10 protein-coding genes are annotated in these 16530 nt (G+C 56.0%); 7 read left to right on the top strand and 3 right to left on the bottom strand.

Annotated elements, in window-relative coordinates:
* Positions 1–3435: VCBS domain-containing protein (locus K5905_RS09110; RefSeq protein WP_297582758.1), on the top strand; the 3435-nt coding region annotated here is incomplete at its 5' end.
* 39 nt (positions 3436–3474) lie between these two features.
* Positions 3475–5691 (top strand): CHASE2 domain-containing protein, encoded by a 2217-nt coding sequence (locus K5905_RS09105; RefSeq protein ID WP_297582757.1) that lies wholly within the window; start codon positions 3475–3477, stop codon positions 5689–5691.
* Between the two features lie 35 nt (positions 5692–5726).
* Here the strand turns inward: K5905_RS09105 and K5905_RS09100 are convergent, their stop codons facing one another.
* The 3 genes from K5905_RS09100 to K5905_RS09090 are packed head-to-tail and all read right to left on the bottom strand — an operon-like array spanning position 5727 to position 8543.
* A complete protein-coding gene (locus K5905_RS09100; RefSeq protein ID WP_297582756.1) occupies positions 5727–7031 on the bottom strand; it encodes a TRAP transporter large permease in 1305 nt (434 codons plus the stop codon).
* Positions 7028–7522, bottom strand: coding sequence for a TRAP transporter small permease (locus K5905_RS09095; RefSeq protein WP_297582755.1), 495 nt, complete (start codon positions 7520–7522; stop codon positions 7028–7030). Before K5905_RS09095 ends, K5905_RS09100 begins: the two co-directional genes overlap by 4 nt.
* A 4-nt stretch (positions 7523–7526) precedes the next feature.
* Positions 7527–8543: a TRAP transporter substrate-binding protein gene (locus tag K5905_RS09090; RefSeq protein ID WP_297582754.1), complete on the bottom strand. Its 1017-nt coding sequence runs from the start codon at positions 8541–8543 to the stop codon at positions 7527–7529.
* A gap of 116 nt (positions 8544–8659) precedes the next feature.
* Here K5905_RS09090 and K5905_RS09085 point away from each other — a divergent pair, with 116 nt between their 5' ends.
* The 5 genes from K5905_RS09085 to K5905_RS09070 form a co-directional block, all read left to right on the top strand.
* On the top strand, positions 8660–9109 hold the full coding sequence (locus K5905_RS09085) for a MarR family transcriptional regulator (RefSeq protein ID WP_297582752.1): 450 nt from the start codon (positions 8660–8662) through the stop codon (positions 9107–9109).
* A gap of 936 nt (positions 9110–10045) precedes the next feature.
* Positions 10046–10153, top strand: a complete 108-nt coding sequence (locus tag K5905_RS31590; protein ID WP_367186956.1) for a hypothetical protein — start codon at positions 10046–10048, stop codon at positions 10151–10153.
* Positions 10154–10211: 58 nt separating this feature from the next.
* A complete protein-coding gene (locus tag K5905_RS09080; RefSeq protein ID WP_367186955.1) occupies positions 10212–12413 on the top strand; it encodes a 2Fe-2S iron-sulfur cluster-binding protein in 2202 nt (733 codons plus the stop codon).
* A gap of 141 nt (positions 12414–12554) precedes the next feature.
* Positions 12555–13694 carry an efflux RND transporter periplasmic adaptor subunit gene (locus K5905_RS09075; protein WP_297582748.1) on the top strand — a complete coding sequence of 380 codons (1140 nt, stop codon included), beginning with the start codon at positions 12555–12557 and terminating at the stop codon, positions 13692–13694.
* Positions 13687–16530, top strand: a 2844-nt coding sequence (locus tag K5905_RS09070; RefSeq protein WP_297582746.1) for an efflux RND transporter permease subunit, incomplete at its 3' end; no start/stop codon positions are given. The genes K5905_RS09075 and K5905_RS09070, both read left to right, overlap by 8 nt.

Genomic DNA, 16530 nt, shown 5'->3' with positions numbered 1-16530 from the left:
ACTGAGGATGGTGAAAGCGTCAGCCAGATTGTCGAGATCACGGTGACCGGTGAGGAAGACGGGCCGGTCATCACGGGTGGAGCGACTGGGGATGTTGAGGAGGATGGAACGCAGACAGCAACCGGATCTCTTTCTGTTACCGATGCCGACGCGACGGATGATCCGGCCTTTACGGCTCAAGAGGGAACCGAAGGTACCCTTGGCACGTTTGACGTGACTGTTGATGGTGTCTGGACTTACACGCTCGACAATGCCGCGGCTCAGGTCCTGGCCGGTGGCGAAGAGTTCACCGAGACATTTACGGTCTTTGCGACGACTGAGGATGGCGAGAGCGTCAGCCAGATTGTCGAGATCACGGTAACGGGTGAGGAAGACGGGCCCGTCATTACGGGCACTGCGACAGGCGATGTTGAAGAAGACGGAACCCAGTCGGCCTCTGGAACTCTGTTTGTTTCCGATGCGGATGCGACCGATGATCCGACCTTCACCGCGCAAGAAGGAACCGAAGGCGCGTATGGCACCTTCGAAGTAACAGTCGGCGGCGTGTGGACTTACACGCTCGATAATGCGGCGGCGCAAGCGCTGGCCGGAGGTCAGGTCGTTGAAGAAACCTTCACAGTCACCGCAGTGACAGCCGACGAAGAAAGCGTCAGTCGGACGGTCACAATTGTTGTAACGGGGGAGGAGGATGCTCCAACGATTTCCGGCACAAGTAGCGGCGCGGTTGCTGAAGACGGGACACTGAGTACAACGGGTGCGTTGACTGTTTCGGATGCCGATGAAAATGACAGTCCGAGCTTTACAGCTCAATCCGGGACTGCGGGACTGTATGGCACATTCTTTGTGACGACGGCAGGTGCCTGGACTTACACACTCAATAATGCCCTTGCCCAGGCGCTTTCCGGGACAGACATCGCATCAGAAACTTTCGAAGTCGAGGCGACCACGACAGACGGTGAAACCGTTACCCAGACCGTTACCATTTCCGTTGCCGGCGAGGAAGACGCTCCGATTATTGCAGGCACTGCCAGCGGCGCGGTTTATGAAGATGAGGTGTTCAGCGTGACCGGCGCACTCACTGTCACCGATGCAGACGCCAATGACACTCCAGCCTTTACCGCACAGGAAAATGCAGAAGGCGCATACGGCACGTTCTCTATCGACAGTACAGGCAACTGGACCTACACGCTGGACAATGCCGCCGCTCAGGCGCTTGAACGAGATGAGACGGTCATAGAAACATTCACGGTTCAGGCAACAACGGCAGATGGTGAGAGTGTCAGTCAGGTTGTCAGCATCACTGTTACAGGCACAAACGAGGCGCCGACGGTTCCTGACGTTGTTCTGGTCGCTAACCTGACGAACAACAGCGGCTTTGAAAACGGCTTTCTGGATTGGCAGCAAATTGCCGGACCTCAGGTCGGTCCGAACGGTGAGTACATCGACAATTCCTATAATTATTCCTTTGTCATCGACGATACCGGTGAGCTGATTGACGGCGACAATTTCGTTGCCGATATCAGTTTTTCCGGTTGGCTCGATCAGTGGAACGACGGGCCCAATCGCGGCACTGTTTTCGGGCCATCCCTGATCAGCAACGAATTTGTCGGTTATGCCGGCGATATCGTCACTTTCGTTTACCGGCCATTTGCCGGCGGGGACGCGGCTTCGATCACCGCTGTGCTGATCAATGTCGATACCGGCGAACGGACGCTGGTCTTCTTTGAAGAAACACCTGTTGGCGGTTCAAGCGCGACCAAGTTCATCGACGTGCCGATTTCTGAAGAAGGCAATTTCCAGATCGAATTCATCGTCGGCAGTTTCGATGCCACCGACGGCGGTTTTGTCGGTGCCCGTCTGGTGATCGGAACCGCCGGTATCATTCGTGAAGGTGTTCAGGAAGGCGAGTCCCAGACCTTTGAACCGATCCAGTTCCTGGGAAGCGCCACGGATCCGGAGAGCGACACACTCAGTGTCAGCAGCGTTCAGACTTTCAGTGCAGGGGGCGCGACTGTTTCGATCGATGGTGACGGTAATATCCTCTATGAAACCGGAACCGCATTCGACTACCTGAATGCGGGACAAACCGTTACCGACACCTTCACCTTCACTGTTTCTGACGGTAATGGCGGAATTACAACTGCTACAGCCTCTATCGATGTCGTTGGTACAGGATCCAGCGAAGAAGGAGAGGCGCTGTCCTACGCACCCGTTGCCAATGAAACGGCTCGAAGTGAGAGCAACAGTTCACCTGTTCCGATTGAAACGACGGGCACAGCACTGAGCGTCAATGACCCGCTGACATCTGGAACCGTGACCTATTCGTTCCTGCCTGGTGCCCAGTCGGGTAGCGGAATAACCGCCTATTCGGCTGCACAACAGGCTGCTGCGATTGCAGCTCTTGCACTCTGGGCGGAGATTTCGGGATTGACAATTGCCGAAGCTGGAGACGGGGAAAGTGCTACCATAAGGTTCCTGAACTCGACCGGTGAGACCTACGCGGCAACATTCGATTCAAGCTATGGCAGCACGATCGTCACCAACCCGGATTATCTGGAAACACAGGCACCAGCAAACGGTACCTACGGTTTCCTGACGCTCCTGCATGAGACAGGGCATGCGCTGGGGCTTGAGCATGCTACGGGTGATCTTACCCATGCCCAAAGCATCATGTCCTGGCAGTCCCCGGATATTCTCGGTGTCGACTGGTACAATTCCCAAGGTAACTGGATTTACGCACAGACACCGATGATCGAGGATATCGCGGCCATTCAGGCAACCTATGGCAGCAACCCGGTTACCCGGTCAGGCGACACGGTCTATGGCTTCAACAGCTCGGAGGCTGGAACCCTTTATGATTTCTCGGCCAATTCCGACCCGGTCCTGACCATATATGACGCCGGTGGTGTCGATGCGCTGGACTTTTCCGGCTGGGACGCGCCTGCGCTGATAAACCTCAATCCGGGTAGCTATTCCTCTGTCAACGGCATGACCAACAATATCGGCATAGCCTTCGGGACCATCATTGAGAAAGCAATCGGCGGGGCCGGTGATGATGTTCTGATCGGAACTGCACGGGCCGAGACGCTGGATGGAGGTGCGGGACGAGACACGTTGACCGGGGGCAGTGGCGCCGACACGTTTGTTATCGCTCATAGTGACCTTGCTGACGTGATCGTGGATTTCGAGGTTGGTGTCGACAGGCTTGATCTTCAGGCATTGCTGGCTGCAAACTTCGGGGAAGAGGATCTGGAGGATTATATCCAGGTCTCCCGCGACGGTGCTGATGTCGTCATTCAGGTGGACCAGGATGGTACCGGCAAAACTTCCGACTTCAAGGATGTTGCAGTGCTGCAATCGATAGAAGCCGGCGGAATTATCGATTTTGTATTTTCCGACAATGGTGTTCAGAACACGGATGCCGTCGTTGCATAAGGGGGATCGGATGCCGACCAGATGCGGTGCAGCAGGTTGATGAAGCGCTTTGCCAAAATTCTGAGATCCGTATTTGGTGTTGCGCGTCTGTCGGCGGTTCTCTTGCTGATATTTTTTCTGACAGTTCGCGTCTGGGACCCGTTCCTGGTTGAATTTGTCCGGTTGAAGACCTTCGATCTTTACCAGATCGTCAAACCCCGGACGTTCCAGAAGCTTCCTGTGGTCATCGTTGATATTGACGAAAAGAGCCTCGCCGAGCTTGGCCAGTGGCCCTGGCCGCGATCAACGATTGCAACGATGCTTCGCAATATCGCGCAGGCAGGTGGCGTTGCGGTTGCCTTCGATATTGTCTTTGCCGAACCGGACCGGTTGTCGCCGGATCACTATAGCGAATCCGTTGAAGGTTTGAGCGAGACCGCTGTCCGTGAGCTCGCTTCCCTTCCCAGTACCGACGTCATGCTGAGTCAGGTCATGGGCCAAATGCGTGTGGTTGTCGGTCAGGCGGGAAGGGTGGAAATTGTCGAGAACGACCGGCAGGATCAGTCGCAGACACCGGTCGCACTTCTTGGCCCGGATCCGACCGCGTTCATGTTCGATTATCCCAAGCTCCTGAGAAATATCGCGGTTCTGGAGAGAGCCGCGACCGGAAGAGGGCTGTTTTCGGTCAATCCGGATCCGGATAATATCGTTCGCCGCGCGGCACTCGTAGCCCTTGCAGAAGGCAATATTCAACCGGCACTGAGTATCGAACTATTGCGCGTCGCCACCGGTCAGAACGCCTTTGCGGTCAAGAGTGACGAGGCTGGTATCAAGGGCGTCGTTGTCGGTGGCGTTGATGTTCCCACCGATCGCAACGGACGCATCTGGATCCACTATACGCCCTCGATGCCGGAGCGCTTCATATCAGCTTCCGATATCGCCAATGGCACATTCGATGTTGCCAGGATCCAGAACCATCTCGTGCTGATCGGACCGTCTGCGACGGGGCTTCTGGATTTGAAAGCGACCCCTCTTGATCCGGCCATGGCAGGCGTCGAGGTGCATTCCCAGATACTGGAAAACATCCTCAGTCAATCGTTCCTGACCCGGCCGAATTATGCATTGGGGGCGGAACTCGTGGTCGCCGCCGTTCTGGCATTGCTGACAATTTATCTTGTTCCGATCCTCGGAGCGCTGCCTGTATTTGCGTTTGGCTTCGTGCTTGCCGCCAGTTGGGCCGCCGGCAGCTGGTATCTGTTTGCCAGCAAGAACCTGCTGCTCGATGCCGGATATCCGCTTTTGACAAGCCTCAGCTGTTTCCTGCTGCTGGTCTTCATCAATTATCGGCGCGAGGAAGTGCAGCGGCAGGAAATTCGTTCAGCTTTCGGGCAGTATCTCGCACCCGATTATGTCGAACAGATTGCCAAGGATCCCGAGAGTCTCGCACTTGGTGGCGAACGGCGACGCATGACGATCCTGTTTTCAGATGTTCGCAATTTCACCAGAATATCCGAGAGCTTTGCAGACAACCCCCAAGGTCTGACAAGCCTGATGAACCGGTTCCTGACACCCTTGTCCAATGCGATCATGGAGCAGCGGGGCACAATCGACAAATATATGGGCGATGCAATCATGGCATTCTGGAATGCACCGCTGGATGACGATCAACAGGAATTGCATGCCTGTTCGGCGGCGCTGTCGATCGTTCGGGAAATGCAGGCGATCAATGTCGACCGGAAAGCGGAATCGGATGCTGACGGAACGCAGTTCTTTGCCTTGAATGTTGGTGTCGGCATAAACACCGGCGATTGTGTTGTCGGAAATATGGGGTCCGAGTTCCGCTTCGATTATTCCGTGCTGGGAGATGCAGTCAATCTGGCTTCGCGGCTGGAGGGACAGACAAAGGGCTATGGCACGACGATCATCATCGGAGAGGAAACTGCAAAAAAAGTCCGAGACGAATTTGCCGTCTTTGAAATCGATGTCATCAGGGTCAAAGGCAAACAGGAGCCGGAGCGAATATTCTGCCTGTGCGGTGATCGCGAAGTCGCCAACAGCGATGAATTCCTGCATTGCAAGATGCGCTTTGAAGTTCTGCTGCAGGCGTATCGCTGCCTGGAGTGGGCGAAGGCCGTTTCCATCTGTTCGGACCTGAGCGAGGCAAAAATCCCCGAGTTCGCCAATCTTGCGGAGACATTCCAGAACCGGATTGAACGGTTTCGGGCCTCACCGCCTCCCGCCAATTGGGATGGTGTTTACAGCGCCGAGACGAAATAGTCCGACGAACCGACTGCCGATCCTTCCCTGTGACTTCAGTTGTACATGGCGTTGGGAATGAGCAGCGCAATCTGGGGGAAGGCAACGATCAGGGCAAGTGTGGCAATCATTGCAAGCCAGAATGGCATGATGCCGGCAAAGATCGTTTCGATCCTGACATCCGGAACAACGCTTTTGACGATAAAAACGTTGACCCCGACCGGAGGCGATATCAGCCCCATTTCAAGTACGATGACCATGACGACACCCAGCCAGATCGGATCAAACCCGAGCCCGACGACGAGCGGAAAAACGATGGGCAGCGTGATCACCAGCAGGGACAAGCCTTCGATGAACATGCCGAGGATCACATACCCCAGGAGGATCAACGCGAGTGTTCCATAGGTGCCGAGGGCAAGTCCGGTCATGCTGTCTGCAATCGTTGCAGGCAGATGGGAGAGCGAAACGAATGGCGCAAAGACATTGGCACCCACCAGAATGAAGAATGCCATGCCGGTCGTTTTCAGGGTTTCGGCACAAATGCCATAAAGTGCCGCCATCGTGCATTTGCCACGTATGACAAGCATGATGAACGCGAAACAGGCCCCGACACCGGCTGCTTCCACAGGGGTAAAGAAGCCGGTGTATATGCCGCCGATCGTGATCAGGATGATCACGCCGATGCCGGTTGCCCGCAACAGGCTCTTGAGTTTTTCCGATGTGCTGAAGTCAGGTCCGCGTGGCCCTTCTTCGGGCCAAAGAAACGTGACAATCGCAATAGCGAGCAGAAACATGGTTGTCAGCAAAATGCCCGGCAGCACACCGGCCATGAAAAGGCGGCCGATGGATTCCTCGGTCAAAACGGCATAGATCACAAATCCGGTGGAGGGCGGAATGAGAATGCCGAGTGTGCCCCCGGCGGCGATCGAACCGGTTGCCAACCTGGAGCCGTAGTTGAACCTCCGCATTTCCGGATAGGCAACCTTGCCCATTGTAATTGCAGAGGCGATGGAAGACCCGGAAAGGGCAGCAAAACCGGCGCACCCCATGATCGTTGCTGCCGCAAGACCACCCTTGAGGTGACCAATGATCTTGTGAGCGGCCTCGAAGAGGTCTCGGCTCAAGCCGGCTGCCGATGCAAGATTGCCCATCAGAATGAACAGCGGGATGATTGTCAGCTCGTAAACGGTCACGGTGGCAAAAACCTGACCACTGAGCGAAAAGGCCGCGGCGGTAAATCCCGAAAGAATGACCGTTCCGGTAAATCCGACAACCAGCAAGGCGATGGCGACCGGTGTTCCGAGCGCAAGCAGTATGAACAGGGCAGCAAAGCCCAGGCAGCCGTAGAGCTCTGGGCTCATCTTGAAAGTCTTTCCAGGGCAAGAACCAGTGCGGCAAGCGCGCAACCGGCGGCAACTGCGTAATAGGACGGTCCATAAGGCAACTGCAGCAACATTGTGGACTCGCCGAATGTCGCGGCTTCAAGTGCATTGGAAAAGGCGCGCCAGGCCAGATAACCCAGCATGAACACGCCGAGGATCGTCACCAGCCAATCCAGTACTGATTGAGTCATATGTGGAAGCTTGAGTACCAGCGTGTCTATGGCAATCAGTCGCCCAGCCAGCACGCATAACGGAAAGCTGAGGCTGACCAGGAAGGACAACAGGATCTGTGCATAGTCGTTCGCACCGAATATCGGCTTGTTGAAGAAGGACCGTAGCAGCGCATCGGAAACCGAAAGACCCATCAGCGAGAACACAAGCAGGCCGCCGATAATGACAAGAGGTACTTCGATCCAGTTGCGCCAGCCAGCCGGTGGCAAGGCCGACGCATCAGGTTTCTTCAGGGACATGTGCTTACTTGCCGCTTAGAGCTGCTGCAATAGCGTGGGCGTCAGCACCTGTTTCCTCGCTCTTCTTGTCCAGGAAAGCTTTGAGGGCATCTTCCGCTTTCGAACGGAACTCCGCTTCTGCTTCCGGTGTGATTTCAATGAGTTCGACACCGCTTTCCTTTGCAAGGTCCAGTCCCGCCTGGCCGGCCTCATAAAAGGCGGCTGCGCCCTGCAAGCTTATTTTCCGGCCGGTCAGGTCAGTCAGTTTGGTCTTTTGCTCGTCCGTCAGGCCGTCCCAACTGGATTTGTTCATCAGCAGGTAGAAGCTGTCCAATGCCGTTGGAATGTTGGTGGTGACGTATTTGGCAGTTTCGTTCAATTTGTAAGAACGAATGCCGGATGGACCGATCATGACCGCGTCGATAACGCCCGTGTTCATGGCATTGTAGGCGTCCGTCGTCGGCATGGATACCGGAATGCCGCCCCAGGCTTCGACCAGAGTTGCCATCACTGGGTTGGGTGTGCGGATTTTCATGCCGTCCATGTCGGCCAGCGTGCGGACAGGTTTTTCGCGGGTGATCAGGACAGAGGGATTGTTTGCCCAAAGTCCGAGTAGTTTGGTCTGGTCGTATTCATCTTCAATGAGTTCGATATTATCCCAGAGGGCGTTGGTCGCGTCGGTTCCGTTGGCGAACAGCCCCGGAATATGAACGACGCCGGTTTTGGCAAATTGCTTTGGCGTATATTCCGGAATACCGAAAACGATGTCGGCCACCCCGGTCACAACCCGTTTGTATTGTTGCACCGGGCCCTTGCCGAGTTCGCCGGACGGGTAGATGCGCATGGTGAGTTCGCCGTCGGTCGCTTCGCTGATTTCAGCCGCCAGTGGTGTCATGACACCCTGGTCCATGGGATGCATCGACGGCATGAAGTGCGCGACTTTCAATTCGGTGGAACCAGCTGCCTGAGCACCCATTGCAATTGCGGCCGTCGTGACTGCAGACATTGCCAGTGTGCGGAATCTTGTTACATCAACCTTCATTGACTCTCCCCTCCCGTGAATGTCATTCAGTTAATTAACTTGAATAATTATCATTGTTAATTGCATAAGAGGATATGAGAATTTACGAGTCAACCGGTTTATCGACGAGGCGTGGAATGTCTGAAGATTTTACGCTGCACAACCGGATTGGCTTCAAGGTGACCCGCTTGGCGAGGATCATGGAAGCCAGGCTGGAAAAGCAGCTTTCCGAACATGGAATTACAAGGCTGATGTGGTGTGTTCTGCGCGGAGTGGGCATGGAAAATGTCACCACGCCGTCCGAACTTGCAGACTATATCTGCATCGCCCGCCCGGCAGTGTCACGGCTCTTGAAAACAATGGAGGAGCGCGGGCTTCTGGAGCGGATCAATGTCAATGACGACAAGCGCTTTACAGAAGTTGCGCTGACAAAGCTGGGCGTTTCGAAAATGAAGGCCTGCCACGTTCTGGTGCGTGAATTGAACGAGCATTTCTCCGGCAAGCTGGATGACCGGACCTATCAGATGTTCATGGATGTGGTCGACCGGCTGGCAGAGGACGAACAGGTTCAGCTCATGCGCCTGTAACGGCAAGCCTAGGAAGAGGGGAGCGGATGGTGGCAAGGGGAGTTGACTGCTCGATCGAACTTGTCGGAGTTTTTGTGAGGGAAATGTCTTGAAATACTTCTCCGACAAATCGCGGCCCGTTCACCTTGGCCAGTATCCGCTCGAACGACTCGCCAGGGTGGACACGATGCCGGACCTTGCGAGCGTTCCTCCGTTTCAGCCAATGAAATTTGAAAATGCCGACCGTCCGGAAAACATCGTCAACGCGATGAGCGAAGCGCAGGCGATGCTGGATGCGATCCGGGATGGTCTCGTAAACAAGGCCAGGGCCGAAGTGCCGATGGATCTGACGGAGCGGCAAAACCACCTGAAATCCTTCGGCTACTTCTCAGATGCATCGATGGTCGCGACCTGCGCATTCGGACCTGACATGACGCTGGCTCAGCGCTTCCGCAATTCCGACATAGACAGGTTAGCGGAAAAACTGAAAACCACGCAATGCAAGTCGCTTGCTTCAGGTATCGACATGATCATGGCGGATCTGCGCGATGCGATGAATGCCCCGGCGAAGGATATCGTTTCTCACAAGCATGCGCTGGTTGTTCTGGTTCAAGAACCCAGAGATGTCAGGCCGGACGAGCCGGGCCATGACTGGCTGGAGGGAGCCGGCGCACACCGTTCCGCATTACGAGCCATGGAAGTTGCCGTTGTCCTGGCGCAATATCTCCGGCTTCTGGGCCATGAAGCCTGCGCACATGGTCACACGACTTCAGATGTCGATTTGCACCGTCTGGCCGTTGCTTCCGGTCTTGCAACGGTCGAGAACGGACGATTGCTGAACCCTTATGTGGGAGAGGGGTTTTCGCTCGCAGCCGTCACGACTGATTTTGCATTTGCGCATGACCAACCGCTTCAGCCGATGTCCAGACAGCCGAAAGCAAGAACCCACGGCATTGCTTGGCAGATAGGGTACCGGACGGCGAAAAGTGCTCGGACTGTCGATCCGTTCGCCAAACGGCGCTATGTCGACGGACCGCATCCGTTCGAGACCCTGAAGCGGGTTGATGAACCGACAACCTTCATCGATGAAGCGCGCGTCCCGCGCGTTCCGAAGCGCACAGACATGTTCGCCCGTTCGCTTTTTGGCGATATGGGCAAGAAAAACCAGCAGGCCGCGACCAATGGTCAGTATGTGCGCAAGTCGGCGCCTTCAATGGCGCAGCGACGGGCCCTTGGCGCCTTCGTTTTACTTCAGGACGGGAACCTGGAAAAACCGCCTGCCAGTTCAGCATCCGACCCACAGACCAATGCGGACAATCTGAAGGCACTGTCCTATTTCCTCGGCATCGATGCGGTTGGGATATCTCGTTGTCCCGAGTGGACCTGGTATTCGCACGATGCAACAGGCGCCGCGATCGACCCGCCACACGATCAAGCAATTTCGATGGTGATTGACCAGGGCTACGAAACCATGGAAGGGGCAACCGGCGATGACTGGATCGCCGTTTCGCAGTCGATGCGGGCCTATCTCAGATTTTCCATATTGGGCAGCGTGGTTGCCAGGCAGATCCGCAATCTGGGCTATGAGGCCAAGGCACACACGGTAATGGACGGAGAGGTTCTGCAGCCGCCACTCCTTCTGCTTTCCGGACTTGGAGAAGTCAGCCGGATCGGCGAGGTTATTCTCAACCCCTTTCTCGGGCCTCGGCTAAAATCAGGGGTGGTGACTACCACAATGCCGGTGGCGCATGACAAACCGATCTCATTCGGGCTGCAGAATTTTTGTGAAAACTGCAACAAATGCGCGCGCGAATGTCCTTCAGGTGCCATCACTGCCGGCCCGAAGCTGATGTTCAACGGCTACGAAATCTGGAAGTCGGACAGCCAGAAATGCACAACTTACCGCATCACCAACCAGAGCGGGGCAATGTGCGGTCGATGCATGAAGACCTGCCCTTGGAACCTGGAGGGTATCTTTGCTGAAGCGCCGTTTCGATGGGCAGCGATGAATATGCCCAAAGCGGCCCCGATACTGGCGAAGCTGGACGACATGGCCGGCAACGGTGGGCGGAATCCGGTAAAGAAGTGGTGGTGGGATCTGGAACTTGCCGAAGACGGTGCCTACCGTCCGGCCAGTCACCCCGTCAGTGACCGTGATCTTCAAAAGGATCTCGATCTCAAATACGAAGACCAGACGCTCGCCGTCTATCCTGCCAATCTGGCGCCGCACCCCTGGCCATTTCCGTTTCCCATGGACCGGGAAAAGGGAATTGAGGCCTATCAGGCTCTGATCACAGCCGAGCAGTACAAGGCGCGCCTTAAGACGGGTGATACCGATGGGCTGGCGCATGAGTTTCGCATAGACGGTGATGCGCCGGTCATTCGGGTCGAAATCGTCAAGGCAGAACCCATGGCCGACGGTGTCACGAAATATGAATTTGCTTCAGTGGATGGAACGCCGCTACCCGTATGGGAAGCCGGAGCTCATATCGACATCGTCGTGGCACCCGAGTACCTGCGCCAGTATTCCTTGTCGGGTGATCCGTCCGACAGGAGCCGATATCAGATCGGCGTGTTACGGGAAGATCAGGGCAGGGGTGGTTCGCAACTCCTGCACCGCATTTTTACCGAAGGCAGAAAGATCTTTATTTCCAAACCTATCAATCATTTTCCACTGACGGAGACCGCTGGCAGGACTTATCTGATGGGAGGAGGGATCGGCATTACACCGATGATTGCTATGGCGCATCGCCTGCATGCATCAGGTGCGGATTTCAAGATGCACTATTCGTGCAGTTCGAGATCCGGAGCAGGTTTCCTGCAAGACCTTGAGACAATGCCATGGTCCGACAGGGTCCATTTACATATCAGCGCTGAAGGCAGCCGAGCGGATCTCGACAGTATTCTCGGTGACTACAAGCCGAATGATCATGTTTATACCTGTGGTCCGGACCGCTACATGACATCCGTGATCGAAGCGGCGGAGCGCAGCGGCTTTAAAGATGGCGAATGCCATGTCGAGTATTTCAGTGTTCCCGAAACACCCGACCATGAAAACCATCCGTTTGTTTTGAGACTTGCACGCTCCGGAACCGAGATTGAGGTACCCGCCGACAGGACCGCGGCGGATGTTCTCAACGAAAACGGGATCAACGTGGATGTAAAATGTTCGGACGGCATCTGCGGTGTCTGCAAATGCGGGCTGACTTCGGGCGATGTCGAACACCGGGATTTTGTATTGTCGAAGAAGCAGCGGGCTAGCTCGATCATCCTGTGTCAGTCTCGTGCCGCCGAAGCAGGTGGAATTGTAGAGGTCGATTTGTAACAGCCTCGGCCCGAATTTTGCCCCGTTCCTGAAAAACAACTCTCGTGAAATTGCACTGGTTTTTTTGCAGACACTCCTATCATATGTGTAAGGAATGATTGCAAAAAACAGCCTGTCTGCTGTCACCACGAGGTAAGATTCATGAACCGTGGATTAGCACTGATCCTGGCACTTGCAGGTGCTTTTGCCCTTGGAATCTGGGTGTCATCCAGCGGGCTTATCGGTTCTGATTCCAAGCAGGCCCGGATCTCGGCATTATCGGAAACGGGACAACAAGGCGATGCGCCGGAAGAAGCCTTTCCGACAAATGCCGTTTTCGTCACGACTGCGGATGTTGCGCTGACACCGCCGCGATCCCGCATCCAGTCTATCGGAACCGGAAAAGCAGTCCGCTCCGTTCACGTCACCGCTGATGTGGCAGGCACGGTCGAGAGCATACATGTACAGCCGAACACCGACGTTAGGGCTGGTGATCCTATCGTCACACTGGAGCGTGAGACACAGGAAATTCTGCTTGGGAGCGCAAAGGCGGAATTTGAGAAGCAGAATGCCTCCTTTGCCCGGTACGAGACTCTCCTGAGCCAGCATAGCAATGCCGTTTCCCAGGCTCAGGTTGATGAAGCACGCGCTGCCCTCGCCGTAGCTCAGGCCCAGGTAGCCGAGGCGCAATATGAATATGACCGGCGCATCATCCGTGCGCCCTTTGCCGGCAGGATCAATCTCAATGACTTGACGGTCGGCAGCTATCTGCCGCAAGGGGCGGAAATCGTCACGCTGGTTGATGCCAGCAGCCTGCTGGTCGAATTCACCGTCCCGGAAACATCCATCGCCCAGATCAGGACCGGCGTTCCGGTTCGATTGTCGACCCCGGCATTGCAGGGTCGGTTCTTTGACGGAGAAATTGAGTCCTTTGACAGTTCGATAGATGAAGAGTTTCGCACCGTCCGGGTTCGTGCCGAGGTTCAAAACCCGCAAAACCTGTTGGTACCGGGCATGACATTCAGTGTCAGTCTTGCCAGTTCCGACGCGCCGCTGCCGACAGTGCCTGCGGTCTCCATTTTGTGGAACCAGAATGGAGCCTATGTCTGGCGGCTTGGCAACGAGAACAAACCGGAGCGGGTTGAAGTGGTTCTGCGCCACCGGCAGAGCGACAATGTTTGGGTCGAGGCGGACTTGAACGAAGGCGACCAGGTGGTGAAAGACGGTGCCTTCAAGGTCAGCCAGGGTGCGGAAATTGCTGTCGAAATTGCCGGGACAGACAAGGGCCGCATCGATGGGTGAGGAAACCGCGCAAAAAGTAACGCGCGACCAACTCGGCTTCGCGGCGATATTTGTCGGCAGGCCCGTGCTTGCTCTGGTGGTCAATCTCCTGGTGATTATCGCGGGCCTGACTGCGTTGAATGGCGTGGAGATCCGGGAACTGCCGAATGTTTCAAGGCCTGTCATTTCTGTTCGGGCGACTTTCCCCGGAGCTGCTGCCGCCACGGTCGACGCGGAGGTGACAAGTGTTCTGGAAGACGCGCTTGCGCGGCTTGAGGGATTGGAGAACATTTCCGCGACATCGAGATATGGCAGTGCCAGTCTGACGCTGGAGTTGAGCAGCTCGACCGACATTACCGATGCGGCGAATGATGCACGGGATCTCGTGTCCCGGGCACGACGAAACCTGCCCGACGATCTTGAAGAGCCTACGGTTCAAAAGAGCGATGCCGATGCCGACCCGATTGTTCGTCTTGCGCTTAGCGGAACACTGCCGCTGACGGATCTCGCTTCGTTGGCGGAAGGAATTGTTTCAGATCGGATGTTGTCGATTGACGGCGTTGCGGAAGTCCAGACCGCCGGGGACTATGACCGGATCATGCGGGTGACCTTTTCGCCGGTTGCCCTGGCAAGCCGCGGGATTTCCCTCTCCGACATGCGGACCGCCCTCGCCAGTGCCAATCTGGATATTCCTCTCGGTGCATTGGAAACCAATACCCAGGCCCTGATCGTACGATCCGTTGCGTCCACCACAACGGAAGAGGCAATCTCCGCCATCCGCCTAAACCGAGAAACAGTGATCGGGGATGTCGCGTTCGTCCAGTTCACTTCCGACGATCCGACGGTGATCACGCGCATCAACGGTCAACCCTCCGTCGGCCTGAACATCATTCGCCAGTCCCACGCCAATACGCTGTCCATATCCACTGCCGCCCGCTCGGCAGTTGCGGAACTTCAGGAAGAGTTGCCCGATGGCGCCGACCTGATGATTGTGTCCGATGACGGGGTTTTCGTGGAGCGCTCGATTGCGGGGGTTGTTACCAGTATCGCAATGGCCGTGGTCATTGTTGTGGCGGTGATCTTCCTGTTTCTTCGGTCTCTTCGAGCTGTCGTTGTGCCGGCTGTCGCGGTGCCGATCGCGCTGGTCGGAACACTCGGGGCAATCTGGGCAGCGGGCTTTTCGGTCAACACGATCACGCTGTTGGCCCTGGTGCTGGCAACGGGCATGGTTGTAGATGATGCGATTGTGGTTCTTGAAAACATCGTCCGTCGCCGGAAAGAAGGATACGGAGCATATGCTGCGGCCGCCGTCGGGACGCGAGAGGTTTTCTTCGCGGTGATTTCGACCACGGCGACACTGGCGGCCGTGTTCATCCCGATTTCGTTTCTACCCGGTCAGGCCGGTGGCATTTTCAGCGAATTCGGCTTTGTCCTGGCTTTTGCTGTTGCCTTGTCGTCCTTTGTTGCCTTGACGTTGAGCCCGGCGCTTTGTGCCTTCGTCGACCCGGGAAAGCCGAACAGGAGAACGGCCGATGCAGGAGGAGCACCTGCCGAAAAGGAAAGTCGCGCGTTGTTGCTTTTCGGCCAATTCATCGACGTCATCATCCGGTGGCGCTATGCGGTTCTCGCGTCTGCGCTGATTTTCGCCGGAGCGTCGATGGCGATCTATGGAACTCTGCCGCAGGAAATAACTCCATCGGAGGATCGGGGCACGATCATGGTTGCCTTGCGCACACCAGCGTCCGCCAGTCTGGACTACACAAGCAGCCAGGTTGACCGGGTCGAGAAGATCCTTGAACCATATGTTCAGTCGGGTGAAGCGGTTGCGGTTCAGTCGCTGATCGGACTGAGCTCGACCAGTTTCGCACTGGTCTTTGTACGCCTTGCGCCGTGGGAAGACCGGGATCGCAGTCAGCAGGAAATCGCGGCGGAATTACAAGGACCATTAAGTCGTATCCCGGGGGCGTTCATTTCCCTGCGCAGTCCGAACAGTCTCGGTATTCGCGGTGCCGGTCGCGGCGTACAGTTTGCGGTTGTCGGCAAGGAATATGACGTTCTCGGTGATCTCACCGGCAACCTGATAGCAGCCATGGAGGTAGATCCGATCTTCTCCAACCCGCAACTGGTCAACGAGGTCAATCAGCCTCAGCTTCTTTTGGAAGTCGATCGCGATCAGGCTGCCAATCTGGGTATTCCACCACGTGATGTCGTGGAAACCCTGCACACGGTGATCGAGGGGGATAAAGTCTCCGAAATTTTCCTGAACAACGAGTCCATTGACGTTCAGCTTGAAGTCGGTGGGCGCCCGATCAACGACCAGGGCGATCTTGAAAACACGTTTCTGCGTACGAGCAATGGTCAGTTCATGCCGATTTCAACGGTTGCGGAGCTGACGGTTTCCGCTGCAGCGTCCACTCTGGCCCGCGAGGCACGGGAACGGGCCGTCACAGCTCAGGCAAATCTTGGAAGGGGTGTCGATCTTGGAACAGCGGTAGATCGGCTAAAGACTATCGCGCCGGAAATTCTGGGGAGTGAAGGTCGCCTGGTCTTTCTGGGTGAAGCTGCCACGCTTGATACGGGCGAAACGGCAGCGCTCCTGGTTTTTGCCGCCGCGATCCTGATTGTATTTCTGGTGCTGTCGGCACAATTCGAGAGCTTCAGCAGCGCCTGCATCATTCTGATCACAGTGCCTTGCGGGCTTGGTACGGCCTTGCTCGCTATCCTGCTGACCGGGGGGAGCCTGAATTTTTACAGCCAGATCGGGCTGGTCATTCTCGTGGGTATCATGGCGAAAAACGGCATCCTGATCGTCGAGTTTGCCAATCAGCTCCGCCAGAAAGGCCAATCGGTCGATGAT

It is taken from the genome of Roseibium sp., assembly GCF_025698965.1.
GTDB lineage: Bacteria > Pseudomonadota > Alphaproteobacteria > Rhizobiales > Stappiaceae > Roseibium.
Note: the sequence above shows the minus strand (reverse complement) of the source record. Positions and strands in the feature narration are given on the sequence as shown.